General features: G+C 68.0%; 12 protein-coding genes. 5 read left to right on the forward strand and 7 right to left on the reverse strand.

The genetic code is table 11. The features are described 5' to 3' along the window. Positions 1 to 171 precede the first annotated feature (171 nt). Positions 172 to 1,125, reverse strand: a complete 954-nt coding sequence (locus BM394_RS02985) for an aldo/keto reductase (protein WP_092973409.1) — start codon at positions 1,123 to 1,125, stop codon at positions 172 to 174. Between the two features lie 243 nt (positions 1,126 to 1,368). Beyond that, positions 1,369 to 3,162 carry a proteasome ATPase gene (arc, locus tag BM394_RS02990; protein ID WP_092973733.1) on the reverse strand — a complete coding sequence of 598 codons (1,794 nt, stop codon included), beginning with the start codon at positions 3,160 to 3,162 and terminating at the stop codon, positions 1,369 to 1,371. A gap of 503 nt (positions 3,163 to 3,665) precedes the next feature. Here arc and BM394_RS02995 point away from each other — a divergent pair. Then, positions 3,666 to 4,352: a hypothetical protein gene (locus tag BM394_RS02995; protein ID WP_092973411.1), complete on the forward strand. Its 687-nt coding sequence runs from the start codon at positions 3,666 to 3,668 to the stop codon at positions 4,350 to 4,352. A 102-nt stretch (positions 4,353 to 4,454) separates the two neighbouring features. Further along, positions 4,455 to 5,375: an Rv0361 family membrane protein gene (locus tag BM394_RS03000; protein ID WP_092973413.1), complete on the forward strand. Its 921-nt coding sequence runs from the start codon at positions 4,455 to 4,457 to the stop codon at positions 5,373 to 5,375. Between the two features lie 94 nt (positions 5,376 to 5,469). Here BM394_RS03000 and BM394_RS03005 read toward each other — a convergent pair whose 3' ends face one another. Then, complete coding sequence (locus BM394_RS03005) at positions 5,470 to 6,300, reverse strand: tRNA (adenine-N1)-methyltransferase (RefSeq protein ID WP_092927910.1); 831 nt, start codon at positions 6,298 to 6,300, stop codon at positions 5,470 to 5,472. A 182-nt stretch (positions 6,301 to 6,482) separates the two neighbouring features. Further along, on the reverse strand, positions 6,483 to 7,622 hold the full coding sequence (locus tag BM394_RS03010) for a site-2 protease family protein (RefSeq protein ID WP_092973415.1): 1,140 nt from the start codon (positions 7,620 to 7,622) through the stop codon (positions 6,483 to 6,485). Between the two features lie 240 nt (positions 7,623 to 7,862). On the opposite strand from BM394_RS03010, the gene BM394_RS03015 reads away from it, so the two are divergent. Further along, positions 7,863 to 8,762, forward strand: a complete 900-nt coding sequence (locus BM394_RS03015) for a RecB family exonuclease (protein ID WP_092973736.1) — start codon at positions 7,863 to 7,865, stop codon at positions 8,760 to 8,762. A gap of 79 nt (positions 8,763 to 8,841) precedes the next feature. Beyond that, positions 8,842 to 9,627 carry a thioesterase family protein gene (locus BM394_RS03020; protein ID WP_092973417.1) on the forward strand — a complete coding sequence of 262 codons (786 nt, stop codon included), beginning with the start codon at positions 8,842 to 8,844 and terminating at the stop codon, positions 9,625 to 9,627. An 80-nt stretch (positions 9,628 to 9,707) separates the two neighbouring features. On the opposite strand, the gene BM394_RS03025 is transcribed toward BM394_RS03020, so the two are convergent. The 3 genes from BM394_RS03025 to BM394_RS03035 all read right to left on the reverse strand — a co-directional run bounded on the left by BM394_RS03025 (position 9,708) and on the right by BM394_RS03035 (position 11,797). Beyond that, positions 9,708 to 10,556 carry a VOC family protein gene (locus BM394_RS03025; RefSeq protein WP_092973419.1) on the reverse strand — a complete coding sequence of 283 codons (849 nt, stop codon included), beginning with the start codon at positions 10,554 to 10,556 and terminating at the stop codon, positions 9,708 to 9,710. A gap of 194 nt (positions 10,557 to 10,750) precedes the next feature. Then, positions 10,751 to 11,014 carry a phosphoribosyl-ATP diphosphatase gene (locus tag BM394_RS03030; RefSeq protein WP_092928048.1) on the reverse strand — a complete coding sequence of 88 codons (264 nt, stop codon included), beginning with the start codon at positions 11,012 to 11,014 and terminating at the stop codon, positions 10,751 to 10,753. 66 nt (positions 11,015 to 11,080) lie between these two features. After that, positions 11,081 to 11,797 carry an HAD family hydrolase gene (locus BM394_RS03035; RefSeq protein WP_245779932.1) on the reverse strand — a complete coding sequence of 239 codons (717 nt, stop codon included), beginning with the start codon at positions 11,795 to 11,797 and terminating at the stop codon, positions 11,081 to 11,083. Between the two features lie 215 nt (positions 11,798 to 12,012). Here BM394_RS03035 and BM394_RS03040 point away from each other — a divergent pair, with 215 nt between their 5' ends. Then, complete coding sequence (locus BM394_RS03040) at positions 12,013 to 12,924, forward strand: PAC2 family protein (RefSeq protein ID WP_092973421.1); 912 nt, start codon at positions 12,013 to 12,015, stop codon at positions 12,922 to 12,924. The last annotated feature ends 50 nt before the right edge of the window (positions 12,925 to 12,974 follow it).

Raw genomic sequence — 12,974 nt, forward strand, 5'->3', positions numbered from 1 at the left:
GTCGCGGAGCGCGCGTGTCACAACGTGCGGGGGATCCGGTGCGTGAGTCGGATGCATTGCGAGGCAGGGCCGCTCGCCGCGTAGGTCGCTACTCAAGAGCCGGCCCAACGAAGCAAGGCGCCGACTCACGTGCCGGCTACGCAACCAGCCACGCAAACCGCCTCACGATCACTAATGCCAGGGGAGAGCGGAACGCTCACCCCAGTAGGTCGCCGGATCCCCGGCGACGGCCGCCAGTTCGTCGAGATCACGCGTGCTCAGCGATACCGAGCGGGCGGCCAGGTTGCTGCGCAGCTGCCCCACGCTCGCCGCACCGAGCAGCACCGTGTCCGCCCACGGCTGAGCCAGCACATGCGCGAGGGCGACCGCGTCGGCGCCGGCACCGTGCCTGCCCGCCACGGCGGCCAGCGGCTCCGGCGGTCGCGAGGCCAGCCTGCCGTTGGCCAGGGTCTCCTTGACCAGCACCCGCCAACCACCCTCGTGGGCGTGCGACAGTGCCCTGCCCGCCGACGGTTCCAGGGAGTTCCACGTGGCCTGCACGGCACCGAACAGCTGTTCACCGCCCACCCGCAGCTCCCAGGCCGCCTCGATCGCGGCAGCCTGGGCCGCTCCTGTCGTGGAGATTCCCAGCAGCACTCCGCTGTCGCGCAGCCGGGCCAGTTCCCGCTGCAACTCGGCGTCCTCGAACAGTGGGCTGTCGGTGGTCAACGAGTGCACCTGGTACAGCTTCAGGTGCTCCCCCAACGCTTCACGGCTGGCGGGCCACTGCTGCCGGAAGCGCTCCAAGGAGTGTTCCTTGATCTCGTGGACCTCGGTCTCGACACGCCATTCGGCGACGTAGGCGTAGCCCCACTTGCTGGACACGATCACGTCCTCGTGACCGCGGTCGCGCAGCCACTCGGCCAGGAACTGCTCGGCACTGCCGTAGGAACGTGCCGTGTCCACCCGGCGGATCCCAGCGGCATGGGCCTCGTCCAGCACCTGCCTGGTCCGGGTACGCATGGCGTCGACGGTGCGGTCCTCCGGCAGCACGTCGACACGCCCCACGTTGATGTAGGCGGGCCTGCCCAGGGCGGCCAATCCGACACCGAAGCGGTCCACCGGACCGGTCGAGGCATCCGTCATGCGCCGTAACCTATCGAGCCCGCGTCGATGACGACACCGGTGACGCCGACCGCGCCGCGACACAGCTACGGGGCGCCACTCGAACGAGTGACGCCCCGTCTGGTCAATGGCCAGGTTGGTCAATGGCCAGGTTGGTCAAGTGGCCGGCTTGACCAGCGGCCAGGTGTCGAAGACCGGCTCTCCGACACGATGACGCGGCTGACCGTCGACCGCTGGCACTGCCGACTACGGGAACCGGTACGACTACAGGTACTGGCCGGTGTTGGTGGCGGTGTCGATCGCCCTGCCCGACTCCTGGTTCTTACCGCTGACCAGGGTGCGGATGTAGACGATGCGCTCACCCTTCTTCCCCGAGATACGTGCCCAGTCATCCGGGTTGGTGGTGTTGGGCAGGTCCTCGTTCTCGGCGAACTCGTCGACGATGGCGTCCTGCAGGTTCTGCACCCGCAAGCCGGGCTGCCCCGTGTCGATGGCGGACTTGATCGCCGCCTTCTTGGCACGGTCCACGATGTTCTGGATCATGGCGCCGGAGTTGAAGTCCTTGAAGTACAGGATCTCCTTGTCCCCGTTGGCGTAGGTGACCTCCAGGAAGCGGTTCTCGTCGGTCTCGGCGTACATCCGCTCCACTGTGGTCTGGATCATCGCGTCCACGCACGACGGCTGGTCCCCGCCGAACTCCCGCAGATCCTCCTCGTGGATGGGCAGATCGCTGGTGAGGTACTTGGAGAAGATGTCCTTGGCCGACTCGGCGTCGGGCCGCTCGATCTTGATCTTGACGTCGAGCCTGCCGGGGCGCAGGATCGCCGGGTCGATCATGTCCTCCCGGTTGGAGGCGCCGATGACGATGACGTTCTCCAGCCCCTCCACACCGTCGATCTCGCTGAGCAGCTGGGGAACGATGGTGGTCTCCACATCGGAGGAGACTCCACTTCCCCTGGTGCGGAAGATCGAGTCCATCTCGTCGAAGAACACGATCACCGGTGTGCCCTCGGACGCCTTCTCCCGCGCACGCTGGAAGATCAGCCGGATGTGGCGCTCGGTCTCGCCCACGAACTTGTTCAGCAGTTCGGGACCCTTGATGTTGAGGAAGTACGACTTGGCCTGACCGTCCTCGTCGCCTCGGGACGAGGCGACCTTCTTGGCCAACGAGTTGGCCACCGCCTTGGCGATCAGGGTCTTGCCGCAACCGGGTGGTCCGTACAGCAGCACACCCTTGGGAGGTGCCAGCTTGTACTGGATGTAGAGATCCGAATGCAGGAACGGCAGCTCGACGGCGTCCCGGATCTCCTCGATCTGACCACCGAGGCCACCGATGTCCTGGTAACCGACATCGGGCACCTCCTCCAGCGTGAGATCCTCGACATCGGCCTTGGGAACCGTGTCGTAGGCATAGCCGACCTTGCTGTCCACCAGGACCGAATCACCGGACTTCAGGCCGGACTCGACCATGGGCGGCGTCAGCCACACCACGCGTTCCTCGTCGCTGTGCCCGGTGACCAGTGCCCGTCGAGGCTGATCCGTTTCGGCGGTCGGAAGCATCTCACGGAAGGTGCAAACCTCGCCGGTACGTTCGAACGTTCCCTCCTCGACCACCGTCAACGCCTCGTTGAGGCGCACCGACTGGCCGAGTTGCAACTCCTCCACATTCACGTTGGGTGACACGGCCACACGCATCTTCCTGCCGGAAGTGAACACGTCGACCGTGCCGTCCTCGTAACGGCTGAGGAAAACGCCGTACCCACTCGGTGGCTGAGCGAGTCGGTCAACTTCCTCGCGCAGCGCGGTCAGCTGGCTCCGCGCTTCCTTGAGGGTCTCGGTGAGCTTGGCGTTCCGTTCGGTGAGTTGGCTCACTCTCTCGGATGCCTCGGCAAGCCGCTGCTCCAACAACCGCACCTGTTGCGGGGACTCGTTGAGCCTGTCTCGAAGCGAGGCGACCTCGTCCTCCAGCTCGCGGATCTGCTTGTTCGTTTCCGCACTGCCGCGGGCTCCCTGGCCAACGCCCTCTTCAGGCCGGTTGTCGGGACGGTCGTGCTGCATATCGGCACCCTCCTCCCGTGTTCGTACCACCACGGTACCGGCGATCAACGACAACGCGAGGTCGTCGAATCCCGCTAGACGGCCCAGCGTGCCACACGAATCGGCCGCATCACATGAACTGAGCCACTCCGGCATTGTTGCGATTCGTTACGCGGTTCGCCGGATGACCACGGTGCGTTTCGTCCCGTTGGTCCGTTCGGGAGAGACTTTCCTCGTCGACGCCGATCACGTGGCCTGTTCGCACACCTGCTGTCGCGATCACCGCACCGCACGGAGCGCACACGGGCATCCGTGTGGTAACCGATTCGTGATCCCGACACGATCGTGCGGCCAACCACGGGAGTCCCACTGCTCGGGAGGAACGAGCCGCGGACAACCGCCGACCACTACCCGATTCCGAAGCGGCCTGCTCTGATCTACTTGAGTACCGCTGCTGCGCGAACACTCGCCGCAGGAGCCTGTTTCGGAACCGCACGGAAGGGCACGTGCCTCGGGAGGCCCCGATGACCCAGCCGCCACGAAGATCCGGCCCCGGCGGAGAGGCCCGGCGACCGGAGAACGGAACCGGACATCACCGGGCCGATCCGTGGCACGATCCGTCCGCCTCGTGGCAACACTCCACCCCGGGAGAACCACCCGTCGGGCAACCGCTGCCCCCGGGCCGTCGCGGCCCACCTCCCTCGGAACGACACGTTCCCGGCACTCCACCCCCACCACCGGACTGGGGCGATCCCGCGTTCAACCGCGGTCTGCCCCGGAGCGAGTCCCGGGAATCGTTCGAGGCCGCTCCGCCGACCGAACACCGCTCACGACGGCGGTGGGTGCTTCCGGCGCTGCTCGGCGCGCTGCTCGCCGGTGCCGCGACGGGCGGCTACTTCCTGTTCTTCACCGGTCCGGACGACCCCCGACCCGCCGCCACGAACCTGTTGGACAGAATCAACGACGGTCGATTCGAATCGCTCGAACCGGAACTGTGTTCGGCGAACCGCGCGAGACTGCTCCGGCAGCTCGAACAGCTCAGCGCGGGCGAGTTCGACCTGAAACTGGGGGAGATCAGTGCACGAGGCGAGAGCGCGACGGTCCGGGTCACCGGAACCTACTCGGCGGGCAGTGCGTCCTATCGGGTCGATCAACCGCTCGGCCTGCGATGGGAGGACGGCCGATGGCGACTCTGCGACCTGGCCCGTTGACGCGGAACGACGACTGGGACGGCAACGGTGCGACGTTCCCGAAGCGGTGAACAGTGACCGCACTGCTCCACGAGGAGTAACGATTTCGAAAGGCGAGGAGAAATGACCCACCCACCGCAGCACCCCGACCCGAACGACCCCTGGCAGCAGAACCAGGGGCAGCAGGGCGGCTACCACCCCGAGCCCGGCCAGCAACCGGCCTGGGGACAGCAGCCGGGCGGGCAGTACCCGCAGAGCGGCGGGCAACCGGCCTGGGGACAGCAGTACGGCCAGGATCCCTACGGGCAGCAACCGGGTGGCCAGTATCCCCAGACCGGCGGGCAGTATCCCCAGACCGGCGGACAACCCGTGTGGGGTCAACAGCCCGGTGGGCAGTACCCGCAGAGCGGCCCGCAGCAGGCATGGGGGCAGCAACAAGCCTGGGGACAACAGGCGTGGGGACAGCCGCAACAGGGCTTCCCGGGCGACCCCAACGCCTACCCGCCCTACGCACAGCCGGGCGGCCCCTATCCGCCGCAGCAGAAGAAATCCAAACTCCCCTGGATCATCGGCGGTGCCGGGGCGGGCGTCGTCGTCATCGGCGGGATCGTCGCCCTGCTGTTCGTGGTGCTCGGCGGCCCCGGCGACCCGGAGGACGTGGCGCAGGAGTACGTGAACAAGATCAAGGAGAAGGACTTCCCCGCACTGGCCTCGATGACCTGTGAAAATACACTAAGTGATCAGGACAACCCCTTCAACGACGTCAACAGGGAAGACCTGATCGATTCGTTCAAGAATCGGGGGCTCAGCCAGGAGCAAGCGACCCAGGTCTTTAACGAGATGGAGTTCAACGTCGAGCTCGAAAAGGTCACCAGAAAGTCCGACACCACGGCAGTGGCCAGCATGACCGGAAACATGGTGATCAAGGTCGAGGGGCCGACGGGAACGCGGTCGAACGAAGAGAACATCGGCGGTGAGATGGACATGGTGGTCGAGGACGGCGAGTGGAAGATGTGCGACGGCGCCGCCCAGCCCACCGGCTGAAACCACGGCTCAGCTCCGACTTCCCCGCCGGAAAGCCAGGCTCGGGAAGTCGGAGCCACCCCTGTGACCAAGCGAGGGTCACTCGGGCGGCGGGTCAGCCCTTGCTCGGTCTGCGGTGCACCCGCAGCGGCGTGACCCCGTCGGCCAGTCTGCGCGTAACCAGCAGAAACGCGGTGTGGGCGACCATGCGATGTTCGGGACGCACCGCCATGCCCACCGCGTGCCACGGCCGCAGCAGCGTTTCCCAGGACTGCGGCTCGGTCCAGCCCTGCTGCTCGCGCAGCGCCTCGGTGACCGTGGACAGCTGGGTGGTGGTGGCCACGTAGACCACGAGCACACCACCGGGCACGAGAGCGCGGTGCACCGTCTCCAGTGCCTCCCACGGCGAGACCATGTCGAGCACGACCCGGTCCACCTCACCGCCGTCGTACTCGGTGACGTCGCCGACCCGCAGTGTCCAGTTGTCCGGCCGCTCGCCGAAGAACCGCTCGACGTTGCGCTCGGCGTGGTCGGCGTGGTCCTGGCGTACCTCCCAGGAGTCCACGGAGCCGCCGTCGCCCACCGCGCGCAGCAGCGAACAGGTCAACGCGCCCGAACCGGCACCGGCCTCCAGCACCCTGGCTCCGGGCCGGATGTCGCCCCACATCAGGATCTGCGCGGCGTCCTTGGGATAGATGACCTGCGCCCCGCGCGGCATGGACAGCACGTAGTCGGACAGCAACGGGCGGACCGCCAGATAGGAGGTTCCGCCGTTGGAGCTGACGACCGAGCCCTCGTCGCGTCCGATGATCTCGTCGTGCGGCAGCACACCGTGCTGGGTGTGGTACTCGCCGCCGGACTGCAACACGATCGTCTTACGCCGACCCTTGGGGTCGGTCAGTTGGACGCGGTCTCCCGCCTCGAACGGACCGCTGACACTGCTCACCTGTGCGAACCTCCCGCGAATGCGTCCACTGGACCGATGCGGACACGGCGGCTCATCCTGCCAGACGCGCCGTAAACCCCTGCAGCTGCGCCCCTGCCGCTGAGTCCCCACAACTGGACCTCTGCCACTGAGCCGATGCCGTTGTCCCGAGGTGGGACGGTGGAGCAGCACCGGGCCGCGGGTCAGGACTGCGGCCCGTAGCGCCGCGCCGCGTCCCGTACGGCGGTACGGCGCAACACGCCGCAGGGTCTGCCCTCGGAGTCGACCACCAGGAGCTGCTCCGCCGATACGGTGCGCAGCCGGTGCAACACCTGTTCAGGGGACTCGTCGCGCAGCAGCACGGTCTCGGGCAGCACCTCCTCGGACGCCCGTTCGGCGGGCTCTCCGGGAGAAGTCGCGGCCAGCTGGGCGGCACGTGACTGGTCCAGCAGCCCCACCGCGACCCCGTCGGCGCGCACCAGCACCACGCCACGTCCCGCGGCGGCCGACAGCGCGTCGCCCACCGGGCTCTCCGCGGGCAGTTGCAGCACGGGCCGCAACAGGTCCGCCAACACCGCCCCGCTCGGCCAACGCTCTCCCCGCCCGGCGGTGTACTCCGAGTACGCCCCTGCGAGCACGAACCAGGCCATCAGCGCACACACCGCCAGCCGCAACCACCGCCCGGGAGCGTCGCCCAGCGCACCACCGACCGCCCACCCGAGCAGTCCGAGCGCGACGACCACCGCCCCCAGAGCTCCCGCGACGGTTCCGCGGTGCCGGTCGGCGGTCAGCCGCCAGGTGACCGCACGCAGCATCCTGCCGCCGTCCAGCGGCAGCCCGGGAAGCAAGTTGAACACCCCGACCGCGAGGTTGGCCACGCAGGTCTGCGCCACCAGCAGCCACACCGCACCGTGCGGCTGCAGCGCGAACCAGCCGATCCCGGTGAAACCGGCGAGCACCAGCGACACCACGGGGCCCGCCGCCGCGATCAGCCCCTCCCGGAACGCGGTGGGAGGGCTGCGGGCGATCTCGGATATCCCGCCGAGCAGGAACAGCCGTACCCGCCGCACCGGCAGGCCCAGGCGCAGCGCCACGAGACAGTGCCCGAGCTCGTGCAGCAGCACCGAACCGGCCAGGAACACGGTGAACGCGGCCGCGACGAACGCGCTCGCCCATATCCCCGCGTGCGGCAGCAGGCCGCGCACCAGCGGGGTGTAGAGCAGCACGATGAGGACGGCGCCCAACCACCAGGACGGGGACAGCAGTACCGGAACCCCGACGACCCGGCAGAGCCGCAGCCCCGCACCGCCGGAACCCGCTCGCCTCTCCTCGGTGGTGGCCATACGAGCAGCCTAGAACGCCGCGACGACAACGAGCGGATCACGGTGCCGGGAAAGCGGCGTGTCGTGGCTCTCGGTACTCCTCCGAAAGCCGTCTCCGCTGCGAATGCTCCGGTGCGGAAGGACCGGCGTACCGGCCGGATTCCCGGCACGAACCCTGTCCGCGACGGCGATCCCACCGAGTCCCACCACGTGAGCACCTCGGCGAACCGGAACCACGAAGCACTACTAGGGTTGCCGGTCATGGCGGAATCTGCCCGGAACGAGACAGGCGGCGAGCTCGCGAGTTCCGCGCGTGGGGGATCCGGTGGACGCCGTCCGGCGCTCTCACCGTCCCGCGCGAGCGACTTCAAACAGTGCCCGCTGCTGTACCGGTTCCGCGCGGTGGACCGGCTTCCGGAAACCCCCACGAAGGCGCAGGCACGCGGCACCGTGGTGCACTCGGTGTTGGAACGGGTGTTCCAACTGCCCGCCGCGCGGCGGGACCGTGCCACGGCAGCCGAACTCCTCACGCCCGCCTGGCGGGAACTGCGCGCCGAACAGCCCGAACTGGCCGAGCTGTTCGCCGACGAGCACGAGCTGACCGAGTGGTTGGAGTCGACCGGCGAGCTGCTCGAGTCGTACTTCGAACTGGAGGACCCGCGACGACTCGACCCTGAGGCGTGCGAGCTGCGGGTGGAAACCGAACTGGACAGCGGTGTACTGCTGCGGGGGTTCATCGACCGGGTCGATGTCGCCCCCACCGGGGAGGTGCGGTTGGTCGACTACAAGACAGGTGCCGCTCCCCGGCAGCCAGGCGAGAACAAGGCGCTGTTCCAGATGAAGTTCTACGCCCTGGTGCTGTGGCGAAGCCGGGGAGAGCTGCCCCGCCAGCTGCTGCTGATGTATCTGAAGGACCGACAGTCGCTGGCCTACACGCCCGACGAGGCGGAGCTGCGTCGGTTCGAACGGACGCTGGAGGCCATCTGGCAGGCCATCCTGCGCGCGGGACGCAGCGGCGACTTCCGCCCCACACCGTCCCGGTTGTGCGACTTCTGCGACTTCAAACCGCTGTGCCCCGCACACGGCGGGACGGCTCCGCCCTACCCCGGTTGGCCGGAACCGGAACAGCGAACCGCCGCCCCCGCCGAGCACGGCGCCTGAACTCCGACAGCAGTCCGAGCGAGAACGGCCGTGCGGAACCATCACACGGCGGAATGACGAAACGGCGAAGGGAACCGCGTTGGCAGCGACGGAGGAAGTGTTCTACGAACAGCTCGACCACGGTGTTTTCCGCGCCACGGAGCACACCGTCGGGCCGTGGTCGGACAAGGCCCAGCATCTGGGGCCGGTGGCGGCACTGCTGGTACGCGGCATCGAGTGCTGTGAACCCGACGAACGCCGCTCCGTCCGCAGGGTGAGTGTGGACGTGCTCGGGCCGGTGCCGGTGGACGAGGTGACGGTACGGGCGGAGGTCGCGCGTCCGGGACGCTCCGTGGAGCTGGTCACCGCCGAGATAGCGGCCTCGGGACGGACCGCGGCCACGGCACGGGCCTGGCGGATGCTGCGCTCCGACACCGCCGACGTAGCCCGCGACGACGCGCGGCGGCTCACGGATCCGGCCGAGTGCCCCGCGATGCCGTTACCGGCCGGCTGGTCGGGCGGCTACGCAAACGCACTGGAGTGGCGTACGGCGAGCACCGCGACACCGGAACCGGGCCACGCGGAGGTGTGGGCGAGGCAGCGCATGCCGCTGGTGGCGGGCGAGGAGCCGACCCCGTTGCAGCGACTGTTCGCCGTGGCCGACTGCGCCAGCGGCGTATCGAGCAGTCTGCCGTTCGAGCGGTGGGCGTTCGCCAACACCGATCTCACCGTGCACCTGGCCCGGCAACCACACGGCGAGTGGGTGGGGCTCGACGCGCGCATGACACTCGGTCCGGACGGCGCGGGACTGACCCGGACCACGCTGCACGACGCCGCAGGCCCCGTCGGACAAAGTGCGCAGGCCCTGCTACCCACTCGACTCTGAGGTCCCCGTCGAGTCCGACCGGGCCGAGTCCGACCGGGGCCGCGAACGCGACTCCTCCTCGCCCGAGCGGGAAAGTCCGCTCAGTCCTCGTAGGGATCGTAGTTGCCGGGAATCCCGTGGCCGCGTGACGCCTCCGAAGCATCCACCAGCGCGAACCTCGCCCCGGTGGGATCACGCAACACAGCCATTCTGCCCAGGGATGAGTCGTACGGGTTGGCCCGCACCCTGCCGTGCGCGGCGATGGCACGCCGGACCGTCTCGTCGGTGCCGATGTTCGAGTCGACACCGAGATAGATCAACCAGTGCGGCTCGGTCTCGCCGTTGATGTGATCACGGAGCATGCTGACGCGGGCCATAACCGACTCCTCGCCCAGGTACCAGACCGAGTAGTCGAGTTGGTTCTCGGTGCCGAACTGCGTGGCGGTGTAGCCGAACAGCTCCTGGAAGAACAGATCGGCCGTCTGCGCCTTGATGGTGAGCAGCTCAGCCCACATGAGGGTGGCGGGCAGGCCCACGTCGAACTGCCAGGAGTCCTCCGGTTCGAGCAGTCCGAACTCGACGCCGGAGGGATCGGTGAGCACGGCCTTGGTGCCGATACCGCTGAGATGGCCGGGCGGCACGGTCACGGTGGCACCGTTGCTCTCGGCCTGCTCGCAGGCTGTTCGACAGTCCCCTGTGGCCAGGAACAACCGCCATCCGGCCACGTCCTCCCCCGCCACGCACAGGCTCGCGACGGGAAAGTCGTCGTGCGTGGCGATCAGGTGCTCACTGCCGTCCGATGCCCGGCGCTGTTCGTACCGCCAGCCGAACAGTGCCGTGTAGAATTCGCATGCCCGCTCGAGGTCCGGAGTTATCAACTCGATCCAGCAGGGCATCCCCGCGTACAGCTGCCATTTCGGCGGCGCGGAGTCCACCGGGACCACACCCATGGGTCCTCCCGCTAGTACTTGGCGTCTTCCGGACACCATTATCCGCCGCGACACGCGCTGTATGTGCTGTTCGAATCACGATCCGATCACCTCACCGGAACGCACCGCTACCCGATGTCGGGGCACCCACAGCGAGAGCCGTGCGAGAGGTTCCGCCACGCACCCATCCCGGCACGACAAGCGAGGAATCTGAATCACAAATAGCGGTAGACGTCCTCGGGGGAGAGGCCCCGCGCCAGCAGAATCACCTGCAGCCGGTAGAGCAGCTGGGAGGCTTCCTCGGCGAGCTGCTCGTCGGACTCGTGTTCGGCGGCCAACCAGACTTCCCCCGCCTCCTCCAGGACTTTCTTGCCCTGCGAGTGGATCCCCGCGTCGAGGGCGGCAACCGTGGCGGATCCCTCGGGCCGGCTGTGCGCACGCTGCTGAAGCTGACTGAACAGCTCGTCGAAGGTCTTCACGACCGGTGATCCTTGCATCCCGCCACGCTCGGCCGAACACCGCCCGGCGTGCCGGACGCGGCGAGCTCAGCCGCGACGCAGCAACGTACCGAGTTCAGCGGTGTCGAGCCCTTCCAGGGAGTCCCGGATGGTGCACCCGAGTTCGGGCTCCAGCGGGACCTCGCAGCTCACTCCGAGCACCGCGCAACCCGCCGACACGGCAGAACTCACCCCGGTGGGGGAATCCTCGATCGCGACGCAGTCCGCCGGGTCGACGCCCAGCTCGCGACACGCGCGCAGATAGGGCTCCGGATCGGGCTTGTTGCAGCCGTCCACCTCGTCACCGCAGACGGTGGCGTCGAACATCTCGGCACCGATGGTTCGCAGCGCGATGTCGGTCAGCGACCGGATGGTGGAGGTCACCAGCGCGACCGGAACACCGTCGGTACTGACCCGACGCAGTGCCTGTTCGGCGCCGGGACGCCAGGTGAGATCGTTGGCGAGCATCTCGGCCATCCGCTCGATCACCTGTTGCCCCGCCGCCTCGATGTCGGCCGGGCCGGTGGACATGCCGATGTCGGTGAGCAGCAACCGCATGCTGCGGGACATGTTGGAGCCGACCATGCGCGCACGCGCGGCATCGCTGATCTCGGCGCCGTTGGTCGCCGCGTAGTCGTCCATGGCGACCGTCCAGAGCTTCTCGGAGTCGACCAGGGTGCCGTCCATGTCGAAGAGCACGGCGGCGGGGAACTCCGGAACAGCGGACCGCTGGGACTCGGCGGCGCGAGGATCGGTTTCGGTCATCGAAGCGGACCTCCCGCCCGTTCCCGGGACCAGGCTCCGGGACGGCCCGGGCAGGACGACCGTCGAAGATCGTTGCACATGCGTCCAGCTTACTGGCTCGTTCACGGTGCGCAGTACGCGATGTGAGCACAGCCACGAGGGCGGTTACCGAGCGGGTACAGCACTCGGCATCCATCATCTCCGACAGCGCACGAGGTGGGTAGTACCCTCGCCATGTGTCCGTACCTGCCCCACCTGCCGGTTTCACCCTCGAGAACAGCATCATAATCTGTGCTTTCGAGGGCTGGAACGACGGCGGCGACGCCGCCAGTACAGCCGTGGAACACCTCCAGCTCACCTGGGACGCTACCAGCTGGACGGAGATCGATCCGGATCCCTACTACGACTTTCAGGTGTCCCGGCCCACCGTCAAACTGGTCGACGGTGTGACGCGAGAAGTCTCCTGGCCGACCACGAGACTCTCGGTGTGCCGTCCACCCGGTTGCAGCAGGGACGTGGTGTTGATACACGGCATCGAACCGAACATGCGTTGGAACGCGTTCTGTTCCGAACTGCTGTCCCACATCGAGCAGGCGGGCGCCAGCACCGTGGTCAGCCTCGGGGCACTGCTGGCCGACGCCCCGCACACCCGGCCGATCCCGGTGACCGGCAGCGCCTACGACTCCGAGTCGGCGAGCCGGTTCGGCTTGGAACGTTCCCGCTACGAGGGCCCCACCGGCATCCTCGGCATCTTCCAGGACGCCTGCGTACAGGCCGGTATCCCGGCTATCTCGTTCTGGGCCGCGGTTCCGCACTACGTTTCGCAACCACCCTCGCCGAAGGCCACCCTGGCGCTGCTGCACCGCGTGGAGGAGGCGCTGGACCTGGAGGTCCCGCTCAACAATCTGCCCGAGCAGGCGGAGGAGTGGGAGAACACCGTCAGCGAGATGGCCGAGGAGGACGAGGACGTTCGCAACTACGTGCGGGCCCTGGAGGAACGTGGCGACGCCGAGAACACGCTGAGTGAGACCAGCGGTGAGACGATCGCGGCGGAGTTCGAGCGCTACCTGCGCCGCAGGGGCCCCGGTGGCCCCGGGGAAGGTGGAGGACGCGGTAAGGGTCCCGCCGGACCGAGCAAGAACCCGTAGTCGGAACGGGCCCCGTGTGGCTCGGCCGGGTGGGGCCCGGCCGAGCCGTC

It is taken from the genome of Actinopolyspora lacussalsi subsp. righensis, assembly GCF_900116555.1.
GTDB classification, from domain to species: domain Bacteria; phylum Actinomycetota; class Actinomycetes; order Mycobacteriales; family Pseudonocardiaceae; genus Actinopolyspora; species Actinopolyspora lacussalsi.

Bases quoted from the DNA above. Each gene is read 5' to 3' on its own strand.
- BM394_RS02985 (WP_092973409.1), bottom strand. From the start codon at position 1,125: ATGACGGATGCCTCGACCGGTCCGGTGGACCGCTTCGGTGTCGGATTG.
- arc (WP_092973733.1), bottom strand. From the start codon at position 3,162: ATGCAGCACGACCGTCCCGACAACCGGCCTGAAGAGGGCGTTGGCCAG.
- BM394_RS02995 (WP_092973411.1), top strand. From the start codon at position 3,666: ATGACCCAGCCGCCACGAAGATCCGGCCCCGGCGGAGAGGCCCGGCGA.
- BM394_RS03000 (WP_092973413.1), top strand. From the start codon at position 4,455: ATGACCCACCCACCGCAGCACCCCGACCCGAACGACCCCTGGCAGCAG.
- BM394_RS03010 (WP_092973415.1), bottom strand. From the start codon at position 7,622: ATGGCCACCACCGAGGAGAGGCGAGCGGGTTCCGGCGGTGCGGGGCTG.
- BM394_RS03015 (WP_092973736.1), top strand. From the start codon at position 7,863: ATGGCGGAATCTGCCCGGAACGAGACAGGCGGCGAGCTCGCGAGTTCC.
- BM394_RS03025 (WP_092973419.1), bottom strand. From the start codon at position 10,556: ATGGGTGTGGTCCCGGTGGACTCCGCGCCGCCGAAATGGCAGCTGTAC.
- BM394_RS03035 (WP_245779932.1), bottom strand. From the start codon at position 11,797: ATGACCGAAACCGATCCTCGCGCCGCCGAGTCCCAGCGGTCCGCTGTT.